This is a genomic window from Phenylobacterium sp. (assembly GCF_036723115.1).
Lineage (GTDB): Bacteria > Pseudomonadota > Alphaproteobacteria > Caulobacterales > Caulobacteraceae > Phenylobacterium.
This window is the reverse complement of record NZ_DAIMHV010000100.1, coordinates 1-9,828: the sequence shown is the minus strand read 5'-3', so window position 1 is coordinate 9,828 and position 9,828 is coordinate 1. Positions and strand designations below refer to the sequence as shown.

General features: G+C 70.3%; 8 protein-coding genes and 1 pseudogene. 5 read left to right on the top strand and 4 right to left on the bottom strand.

Translation table 11 applies throughout. The features are described 5' to 3' along the window. Together V7D28_RS10845 and rlmJ are read right to left on the bottom strand one after the other, a co-directional pair. Positions 1-136 (bottom strand): sugar transferase (locus tag V7D28_RS10845; protein ID WP_333587401.1); only part of this gene is annotated, 136 nt, incomplete at its 3' end. Positions 137-143: 7 nt separating this feature from the next. Then, entirely contained in the window at positions 144-968 is an 825-nt protein-coding gene (gene rlmJ, locus V7D28_RS10840) for a 23S rRNA (adenine(2030)-N(6))-methyltransferase RlmJ (RefSeq protein WP_333587400.1), read from the bottom strand. 100 nt (positions 969-1,068) lie between these two features. Between rlmJ and V7D28_RS10835 the strand changes: the two genes are divergently transcribed. Both V7D28_RS10835 and V7D28_RS10830 read left to right on the top strand, forming a co-directional pair. Continuing rightward, positions 1,069-2,100 carry a DNA topoisomerase IB gene (locus V7D28_RS10835; RefSeq protein ID WP_333587399.1) on the top strand — a complete coding sequence of 344 codons (1,032 nt, stop codon included), beginning with the start codon at positions 1,069-1,071 and terminating at the stop codon, positions 2,098-2,100. A gap of 159 nt (positions 2,101-2,259) precedes the next feature. Further along, on the top strand, positions 2,260-2,667 hold the full coding sequence (locus V7D28_RS10830; protein WP_333587398.1) for a DUF4168 domain-containing protein: 408 nt from the start codon (positions 2,260-2,262) through the stop codon (positions 2,665-2,667). Positions 2,668-2,748: 81 nt separating this feature from the next. Here the strand turns inward: V7D28_RS10830 and V7D28_RS10825 are convergent, their stop codons facing one another. Beyond that, entirely contained in the window at positions 2,749-4,737 is a 1,989-nt protein-coding gene (locus V7D28_RS10825) for a TonB-dependent receptor (protein ID WP_333587397.1), read from the bottom strand. Between the two features lie 114 nt (positions 4,738-4,851). Here V7D28_RS10825 and V7D28_RS10820 point away from each other — a divergent pair, with 114 nt between their 5' ends. After that, positions 4,852-6,447 (top strand): matrixin family metalloprotease, encoded by a 1,596-nt coding sequence (locus V7D28_RS10820; protein ID WP_333587396.1) that lies wholly within the window; start codon positions 4,852-4,854, stop codon positions 6,445-6,447. Between the two features lie 71 nt (positions 6,448-6,518). Further along, positions 6,519-8,861, top strand: coding sequence for a UvrD-helicase domain-containing protein (locus V7D28_RS10815; RefSeq protein ID WP_333587395.1), 2,343 nt, complete (start codon positions 6,519-6,521; stop codon positions 8,859-8,861). Between the two features lie 22 nt (positions 8,862-8,883). Here V7D28_RS10815 and V7D28_RS10810 read toward each other — a convergent pair whose 3' ends face one another. Next, on the bottom strand, positions 8,884-9,327 hold the full coding sequence (locus tag V7D28_RS10810) for a DUF7662 domain-containing protein (protein WP_333587394.1): 444 nt from the start codon (positions 9,325-9,327) through the stop codon (positions 8,884-8,886). Between the two features lie 109 nt (positions 9,328-9,436). Between V7D28_RS10810 and V7D28_RS10805 the strand changes: the two are divergent. After that, positions 9,437-9,828 (top strand): annotated as a pseudogene (locus V7D28_RS10805) (hypothetical protein); the annotation flags it as partial.

Below are 9,828 nucleotides of genomic sequence, written 5' to 3'. Positions count from 1 at the left end.
GCCCCACCCGCCGCGACCAGTGGATGGCCGGCCCCCGCGAATCCAGCCGCACCAGCACCGCGATCACCGCCAGCACCGGCCAGAGGACCAGGAGGCCCCCGAACGCCGCAGCCATGTCGAACAGGCGCTTGATCATGGCGCGCTTAACCCGCCATCCAGACCTGGGCCTTGCCCGCAGGCGAAGGCGCAGTCACCGCCTGGCAGATCTCTTCCAGAGCCTGGACCTGGCCCGCCGGGCCGTTGACCAGGGCCAGGGCGCAGCCGTTCATCTTCATGGGATCGTCCAGAGGCCGCATCCGCGCCTCGGCGATCAGCACCGGCGCGCCATCACAGGCGTCCTCCAGATCGCGCACGAAGACGTCCAGGGTGTGCAGGTCCTTGAGCGGCAGCCAGATCAGCACGCAGGCGCCGCCGTCCCGGGCCAGGACCGTCCCGGCCAGATCGGCCGCCCGGACATAGTCGTCGGCGCGCTCGAAGGGCGGGTCCACCAGGACCAGATGCCGGGCGCCGGGCGCCAGGACGGCCGCGGCGCCGGCGAAACCGTCGGCGCACCAGGTCTCCACCCCGGCTCGACCGGCCAACAGCCGGCCCAGGCGGCGATGCTCGTCGGGCTGCATCTCGAAGACGCCATAGGTGTCGCCCGGCCGCAGCGCCCGGGCGATCAGCCAGGGCGAGCCGGGATAGAGGACGGTCTCGCCGTGCTTGTTGGCCGCCCGCACCGCTGCGATCAGAGGCTTCATCAGCGGGGCGGGATCATCCTGAGCCATCAGGCGCAGGATGCCGGCCTGGGCCTCCCCCGAGCGGCCGGCCTCCGGCCCACGCAGGTCATAGAGGCCTGAGCCCCCGTGGGTGTCGATCACCCGCAGGGCGTCGCCTGGAGCCTGCATCTGTTTCAGCAGCCAGAGGAGGGCGGCGTGCTTCACCAGGTCGGCGAAGTTCCCGGCGTGGAAGGCGTGGCGGTAGTTCACGAAAGGACCTTGAGGGACAGGGGCGGGCGAAACGGAACCGGCGCCGTTCCTATCACGTTGCTCGCCGCGCCGGACGCCCGGCCGTGAGGATTTGCCCAACATGCCGCGGGACCTGGCTGAGCTGAAGTCGGAAACAAGGGCCGCCGGCCTCATCTATGTGAACCCCGACGACCCTGGCCTGACCCGGCGGCGTCGGGGCGAAGCGTTCGTCTATGAAGACGCCGAAGGCGCGCCGGTCACCGATGAGGCGAACCTCACGCGCATCCGGTCCCTGGTGATCCCGCCGGCCTGGACCGAGGTGTGGATCTGCAAGAGCCCGCGCGGCCACATCCAGGCCACCGGACGCGACCAGCGGGGTCGGCGACAGTATCGCTATCACGACCGGTGGCGCGCGCACCGGGATGTGGCCAAGTTCGAGCGGGTCGCCGCCTTCGGGCGCGCCCTGCCGCGGCTACGCAAGCAGGTGGAGGCCGATCTGCGCCGCAAGGGCCTGCCCCGGGACAAGGTGCTGGCCGCGGTGGTGCGCCTGCTGGAGATCACCCTGATCCGGGTGGGCAATGATGAATACGCCCGCACCAACAAGAGCTTCGGCCTGACCACATTGCGCAACCGCCACGCCCGCATCGGCAGCCGGGCGGTGACCTTCGCCTTCCGCGGCAAGGGCGGCAAACAGCATGAGACCCGGTTCGCCGACCGCAGGCTGGCCCGGGTGGTGAAGTCCTGCCAGGACCTGCCGGGCCAGCGCCTGTTCCAGTATGTGGATGAGGATGGCGAGCGCCACGCCGTCGAATCGGCAGATGTGAACGCCTATCTGCGCGCCGCCACCGGCCTGGAGGTGAGCGCCAAGGACTTCCGCACCTGGGCGGCCACCGTCTCGGCCGCCCGCGCCCTGGCCGACCACGGCGGTTGCGGGTCCAAGACCGAGGCCAAGCGGAACCTGAACCAGTGCGTCAAGGCCGTGGCGGGCCTGCTGGGCAATACGCCGGCGGTCTGCCGCAAGGCCTATATCCACCCGCTCGTACTGGAGGCCTATGAGGCCGGCGACCTGCCCATGAAGCCGTCGTCGTCCCCCCGCGCCTTTGAGCTGGCGGTGATCCGATTCCTGGAGCGGGCGGCCCAGACACGGCCTTAATCCTTCGCCAATCGAACCAGGTTACGGCGACTTTCCGGTGGAACCGTGACCATTTCGCCCAATTCAGAGTCGACGCATTGACACACAGGTTCGTGATCCAAATGATCAGGGCGCACCTTGATGGGCTCCGGTCTGTCGTCTTCCGGAAAGGAAAACCCCATGCGTAAACTGATCACCCCGCTTCTCGCCTCCGCCGCCCTGGCCGCCCTGGGCGTCACCGCGGCCCAGGCGCAGCAAGCCGCTCCGCCGGCCGCTCAGGCCGCCCCCGCCACCGCCGGCGCGAGCGTCAGCGATGAGAAGGTGGAGAGCTTCGCCGTGGCCATGGTCCAGGTCAGCCAGCTCAACGAAACCTACAGCGCCCAGCTTCAGGCCGCCGCCGATGACGCCGCCCGCAGCGAGATCCAGCAGCGCGCCGCCACCGAAATGGCCCAGGCCGTGGAGCAGGCCGGCATTTCGCCCGAGGAATACAATCAGATCGCCCAGCAGGCCCAGGGCGACGCCGAACTTCGCGCCCGCATCGGCCAGGCCATGCAGTCGGTCCAGCCGGCGGAAACGCCGGCGAGCTAAGACCCGCAACCCCGTTCCAGGGATGCGGCGTCCCAGGGCCGTCGGCGCACAGCGTCGGCGGCCTTGCCCATTCTGCGCCCCTCAGCGCCTGAGGCTGTAGCCGAGCCGCACAGTGCGCGGCGCCGCCAGGGTCAGAAGCCCATCCCCGCTGACCGCGGCCTCGACCTCGGCGTCCAGCAGATTGTCGGCGGCCAGATAGATCTCCGCCTCAGGGCCCGTGCGCCAGGCCGCGCGCAGGTCCAGCGTGGTGGCGGCGCCCAGGCTGCGGCTGTTCAGATCATCCTCATAGCGCTGGCCTTCGTGGCGCACCTGGCCGGACAGGCGCAGGCGCTGGCTCGCCCGCCAGTCCAGTCCCGCGGTGGCGGCGAATTCCGGGGTCTGGGCCGGGCGCAGGCCGGTCAGCTGCGGCGCCACCCCGCCCCCGTCCACCTCGGCCCGTGTGGCCACGGCGTCCAGGCGCAGGGCGACATCGCCGAAGTCCCGGCGGACGGAGGCCTCCGCCCCCCAGGCTTCGATGGCCCCGGCGTTGCGCCGCTCGCGCAAGACGCCGCCCGCGGGGATGAAGCCCGCCACCGGGAACGTCCCCGGACCCTGGCCGATGGTGACATTGGTGATCGGGTCTTCCAGGCGGTTGAAGAACAGGCCCGCCGACCAGGTCCAGGCCCCCTCCCCCGCAAGCGCCGCCTCAACCCCATAGAGGCGTTCGGGCTCCAGGGCGGCGTTCGCCTCGGTGATGTCATTGCCCACGCGGAACGGGCGATGCAGCTCGTTCAGCGTCGGCGGGCGGAAGCCGGCATAGGCGGCCCCGCGCAGGTGAACCCCCTCGCCCAGTTCGTAGCGGGCGCCCAGGCGGGCGGTGGGAGTCACCCCGCTGCGGTCAGGCGCCCGAACCTCCAGCGTGGGCAGGCCGCCGGCCAGGTCGCGTTCCAATCGGCGGGCCTGGCTCGCCTCCCAACCGTCGACGCGCAGCCCGCCGGTGAGCAGCAGGCGCTCGCCCACATGGGTGGCTTCGCCATAGACGCCGCCCACCGTCATCTTGCCCCCGGCCGTCCGGCCTCGGGTGAAGCCGCCCATGTAGCGGAAGAATTCCCGCGTCTCCCCATCGGCCACCCGCAGGTCGCCGCCCGCCTCCCAGGTCCAGGTCCCCTGCACCCGCCGCCAGGCGGCGTTCACGCCATAGCCGAGGGCCGGGGTGGCCAGCTGCTGGGCCGCCGGCGTGCTCGTGCTGCGATCAGCGCTGACCGCGGCGAACTGGTTCTTCAGGTCGCTGGTGCGGATCCAGGCGCTCGCCCGCCAGCCGCCGGCGTCGAGGGCGTTGGGTTCGGCGAGCGACAGGGTGGCTGAGCCGCCGCTGGCCTGGGAGCCCACCCCCCGCACCCCGCCGCCGCGACGCTCTTCGAAGGCGTCGAGGCGCAGGGCGGCGTTGACGCCGGCCGCCTCGCCCTGCCATCGGGCGGCCGCAGAGGCCTGGTTGAGCCCCGCCGGCTCATCCACCGCGCCGCGCCGCGGGCCGCGCACAGGCACATAGCCCCCCTGGCTCAGCCCCGAGATCACCACCAGCAGGTTCTCCGCCCCGAAGGCGGCTGCGCCCCGCCAGGTCTGGTGCTCGCCCGCCGACACGTCCAGCGCCTGCAACCCCTGGCCCGGATCACGCTCGCGCAGGGCCACCACGCCGGTGAGCGCGCCCGCCCCATAGGGACCGGCGCCCGCGCCCTTGATGATGTCGGCGCCGGCCAGGCCCTCCGGCGGCAGGGCCGACCAGATCACCCAGCCGCCGAAGGGATCGTTCTGCGGCGCCCCGTCCAGGGTCACCAGGGTGCGTCCCGCGCCGGAGGGGGCGATGGCCCGCAGGGACAGGCCCTGGATGGTGGGATTGGCCACCTCGCTGCCCGTGCGGCGGAACAGCGACACGCCGGGCTCGGCCCGCAGCGCCTCGTCCAGACGAGGGCTGCCCGCCAGATGCTCCGGCCCCAGCCGCACGATCGAAAAGGCCAGGTCCGCAGGGCTGGGCGCCAGGCGCGGCGCGGTGACCTGCAGCTCGGCCACGGTCGGCGGGGGAAGATCAACCATAAGGGCTCCTCGGGCGGGGTTTCAATTCTCGGTGACAGGACGGATTGGGATTAGGAGGTTGATCAGTTTCGCGGCTCAGGATGGCGCCACCGTTCTCCCAGTTTTCGGGCGCCCATGGCCTATCCTTCCGCTTCGACGATCATCTCCAGCCTGCTGGCGCCCTTTTCCTACTGGGGCGGCTCGACCATCACCTACAGCATCCCTGCGGCGGGCTCGACCTGGGCCGGCTATGGCGTCGGCGAGGAGCCGTTCCTCTCGGCCTACAGCGTGCTCAACGCCACCCAGGGCGCGCGGTTCACCGAGGCCATGCAGGCCTGGGACAAGATCGTCGCCGTCCAGTTCGTCCAGACCAACGACCTGACCAGTCCCGGCCAGATCCGCGTCGCCTTCACCGACGCCCAGGCTCTGGACGACGAGCCAGACGGGCGGGAGCTTTGGGGCTATGCCTATTACCCCCCCTTCGGCGGCGGAAGCGGCGGGGCGGTCAGCGGCGACATCTGGATCGATTCCACGCGCGCCAGTTCGGCCTTCGCCAAGGGCGGCTATGACTTCGGCTCCCTGGTGCACGAGATCGGCCACGCCATCGGGCTGAAGCACCCCTTCGAGGACGGGGTGACGCTTCCCTCGGCCTATGACACCCAGCGCTACACGGTCATGTCCTACACCCCGGCCCAGGACAGCATGGGGTTCCGCATCGTCACCGAAGGCGGCAGCCGCTACCTGCAGAGCTTCCGCGTGATGCCCGAGACCCCCATGGTCTTCGACATCCTGGCCGCCCAGGCCCGCTACGGCGCCGACCCCAGTACAGGGGCGGGAAACACGACCTATCAGTGGGACGTGAGCCGGCCCTTCTTCATGTCGGTCTATGACTCCGGCGGCGTCGACACCTTCGACCTCTCCAACCTGCCGCGCGGATCGGTGGTGGACCTGACGCCCGGCGCCTATTCCTCCATCGGCCAGTTCAGCATCGCCGCGCAGATTTCCCAGCTCACGGCCCAGTACGGCGGCGCCAACGCCGCCCTCTTCCAGGAGGCGCTGAGCAAGCCGACCACCTACACCTGGACCGAAAATGTGGGCGTCGCCTTCAATACGGTGATCGAGAACATCATCGGCAGCGCCTATGCCGACACCCTGCTGGGCAACGCCGCCGACAATGTCATCCATGGCGGCGAGGGCGTCGGCTACCTCCGGGGCTTCGACGGCAATGACCAGATCTGGGGCGGCGGCGCCTTCGACGATATGCACGGCAATGTGGGGAACGACACCCTCTATGGCGGCGGCGGCGATGACTGGGTCGTGGGCGGCAAGGACAACGACCTGCTCCATGGGGAGGCCGGAAACGACATCGTCTATGGCAATCTCGGCGACGACACCTGCCACGGGGGCGAGGGGAACGACCTGATCCGCGGCGGCCAGGGCAATGACATCCTCTTTGGCGGCGCGGGGAATGACTGGATTTCCGGCGACCGGGGCGACGACACCATCACCGGCGGCGCCGGCGCCGATGTCTTCAACACCTTCGGCGAGGCGGGCATCGACCGGGTCCTGGACTTCAACAGCGCCGAGGGCGACCGGGTGCGGTTCGACCCCGGCACGGTGTGGAGCCTGGCCTTTTCGGGATCCGACGCGGTGATCAGCATGGAAGGCGGCGCCCAGATGATCCTGGTGGGCGTGACCAGCGCCACCCTGGGCGACTGGCTGCTGGGCTGAGCGGGGCTGGCCTTGGGGGCGAACGGCTTTCGCCCCTACGCATTTCGGCCAGTTATTCTATATTTGTTCCGATGCCTGCGCCTGAATCAGTTCCCTCCGCCCCCGCCCCGAAGATCAGCGACCTGGCCCGCGTGGGCGGGCCCGACTATCTGCATGGCCTGAATCCCGAACAGCGCGAGGCGGTGGAAACCGTCGAGGGGCCTGTCCTGGTGCTGGCCGGCGCCGGCACGGGCAAGACCCGCGTGCTGACCACCCGTCTGGCCCATATCCTGGCCACGGGCCGGGCCAAGCCGTGGGAGCTGCTGGCCGTCACCTTCACCAACAAGGCCGCCCGCGAGATGCGCGAGCGCATCAGCCACATCATCGGCCCCCAGGCCGAGGGCTTGCGGTGGCTGGGCACCTTCCACTCCGTCGCCGCCCAGATCCTGCGCCGCCATGCCGAATTGGTGGGACTGAAATCCAACTACACCATCCTGGACACCGACGATCAGGAACGGCTGATCAAGCAGATCCTGGAAGCCGAGAACATTGACGCCAAGCGCTGGACGCCCAAGGCCCTGGCCGGCCTGATCGACCACTGGAAGAACCGCGGCTGGACGCCCGACCGCCTGCCGCCCGCCGAGGGCGCGGCCTTCGCCAACAATCGCGGCCAGGCCCTCTACCGCCTCTATCAGGAGCGCCTGCGCATCCTGAACGCCTGCGACTTCGGCGACCTGCTGCTGCACAACATCACCATCTTCACCTCCCAGCCCGATGTGCTGGCCGAGTTCCACGACCGCTTCAAATTCATCCTGGTGGACGAGTACCAGGACACCAATGTCGCCCAGTATCTGTGGCTGCGCCTGCTGGCCCAGAAGCGCCAGAACGTCTGCTGCGTGGGGGACGACGACCAGTCCATCTATGGCTGGCGCGGGGCGGAGGTGGACAACATCCTGCGCTTCGAGCGGGACTTCGCCGGCGCCAAGGTAATCCGCCTGGAGCGCAACTACCGCTCCACCAGCCACATCCTGTCGGCGGCGTCGGGCCTCATCGCCACCAACAAGTCCCGCCTGGGCAAGACGCTGTGGACCGAGGCGCAGGGCGGCGAGAAGGTGGTGGTCCGCGGGGTCTGGGACGGCGAGGCTGAGAGCCGCCTGATCGCCGACGAGATCGAGCGCGCCCATCGCGGGACCACCGAGCGTGATCCCCTGCGCTACCGCGACATCGCCATTCTGGTCCGCGCCTCCTTCCAGATGCGGGCCTTCGAAGAGCGCTTCGTCATGCTGCAGATCCCCTATGCGGTGGTCGGCGGCCCGCGCTTCTTCGAGCGCGCCGAAATCCGCGACGCCCACGCCTATCTGCGGCTGATCCAGTCGGAGGACGACGACCTGGCCTTTGAGCGGATCGTCAACGTCCCCAAGCGGGGCATCGGCGACACGACGGTGCAGAAGCTGTTGCAGGTGGCCCGGTTGAACGGCGTGTCGGCCGCGACCGCCGCCCGCCAGATCGTGCTGACCGACGAGTTGGCCGCCCGCACCCGCACCGCGCTCGCCAACTTCCTGCGCGACCTCGACCGCTGGCGCGCCGAGGCCGGCCGCCTGCATCATTCGCGCCTGACCGAGATGGTGCTGGACGAGAGCGGCTATACCGACGTCTTGCGCCTGGACAAGACGCCCACCGCCCAGACGCGGCTGGAGAACCTCAAGGAACTCGTCCAGTCCATGGGCGCCTTCGAGACGCTTGGCGCCTATCTGGAGCACGTCTCCCTGGTCATGGATCTCGACCGGGGGGCCGGCGAGGACGCCGTGCAGATCATGACCCTGCACTCGGCCAAGGGGCTGGAGTTTCCCCTGGTCTTCCTGCCCGGCTGGGAGGAAGGCGTCTTCCCTTCCCAGCGCTCCATGGACGAGAAGGGCGAGAAGGGCCTCGAGGAAGAGCGTCGCTTGGCCTATGTCGGCATCACCCGGGCCCGCGAGAAGGCCCATGTCTCCTTCGCCGCCAACCGCCAGGTCTATGGCCGCTGGACAAGCCAGCTGCCGTCCCGCTTCGTCGACGAACTGCCGCCGGCCAATGTCGAGGCCTCCTCCGAGACCGGCTATTATGGCGGCGGGCCAGGCATGCAGCAGCACGGCAGCCGCTGGGACGAGAGCCCGTCCTTCGGCTCGGGCTATTCCTCGCCGGGCTGGCGGCGCGCCCAGGAGCGCGGCTATCACGGCAGCCATCCTGGCCGGCAGCAGGTGATCGAGGGCGAGGGCCGGCTGGTGGCCGTCTCCGACCCGGCGGCCTCATCCTCGGCGTTTTCGCGGGGCGACCGCGTCTTCCACCAGAAGTTCGGCTACGGCCAGGTGCGGACCATCGACGGCAACAAGCTCACCGTGGCCTTCGACAAGGCCGGCGAGAAAAAGGTCATCGATTCCTTCGTCGACAAGGCCTGACGCCCGACGACGGCCAGCCGGCTCAGCGCCAGGGCTCTCCGCGGCGCTTGGCCAGGAAGCCGGCCAGCAGGCTCGCCGCCCCGGCCACCAGGGCTGCTGCGCCCCCCACCAGGGCCGCGGGCAACCGGCGCCCCAGATCGGCGGGCGGGGTTTCCCGCTCATCGATCAGCGCCTGGGCGGCCGGCGGGGGGGCCGGAACCGGAACCGCGCCCGGCTCGACCGCGGCCTCGCCGTTCCGGCGGAAGATCACCGCGCCGGCCTCGCGATCCACCGACTCCACCGCCCAGCCCGCGTCCGTCCAGGCGGCGTGATGGGGCTTGCCCGAACCGGTCCACCAGGCCTTCTGCTCGCGGGCGGCCTTGGGCAGGGGCGCCCCCAGCAGGGCCTCAAGCTCCAGAAAGCTGGCCCGCCATTGAACGCCCGGCTCCAGGGACAGGCGCTCGGTCAGGGGCTTGTACTTGCTCATGGAACGGCTCCTTTCACCGCCAGCCTAGCAGGCCCGCCGCCGGCTCGCAGGTCGATCTGGAAACCATGAGGGCGATTCGTGCGCTTAGCCGCCAGGAGGCTGAAGGCTCATGCAGACCCTGTTTCACGGAATCACCATCGCGGCCGCCAGCGGCCTTCTGCTGGGCGCGGCGTTCAAGCCCCAGGTGGTGGAAGGCGGCTTCGTCCCGCCGCAACTGGCCATGGCGCCCGGCGTGGACCGGCCCGACGCGCCGTCCGAGGACTTCGCCTTCGCCGCCCGCGCGACCGGTCCGGCGCCCGCCTATGTCACCGGCACGGCCTGGATGGCGAAGGACGCCGGCCCTGCCCCTGCGCCGCAACGCCTGGCCGCCGCAGCGCCGCCCGCCGAGCCCGCGCCGCGCCCGACTCCCGTCCGTCTGGCCCCCGCGCGGTTCGCTGAACCGGATCCGGCCCTGACGCCGGTGAGCTTTCCCTCGGTGGACGGCGACGTCACCCTCGCTCA

Bases quoted from the DNA above. Each gene is read 5' to 3' on its own strand.
- V7D28_RS10820 (WP_333587396.1), top strand. From the start codon at position 4,852: ATGGCCTATCCTTCCGCTTCGACGATCATCTCCAGCCTGCTGGCGCCC.
- V7D28_RS10835 (WP_333587399.1), top strand. From the start codon at position 1,069: ATGCCGCGGGACCTGGCTGAGCTGAAGTCGGAAACAAGGGCCGCCGGC.
- V7D28_RS10825 (WP_333587397.1), bottom strand. From the start codon at position 4,737: ATGGTTGATCTTCCCCCGCCGACCGTGGCCGAGCTGCAGGTCACCGCG.
- V7D28_RS10815 (WP_333587395.1), top strand. From the start codon at position 6,519: ATGCCTGCGCCTGAATCAGTTCCCTCCGCCCCCGCCCCGAAGATCAGC.
- V7D28_RS10830 (WP_333587398.1), top strand. From the start codon at position 2,260: ATGCGTAAACTGATCACCCCGCTTCTCGCCTCCGCCGCCCTGGCCGCC.
- V7D28_RS10810 (WP_333587394.1), bottom strand. From the start codon at position 9,327: ATGAGCAAGTACAAGCCCCTGACCGAGCGCCTGTCCCTGGAGCCGGGC.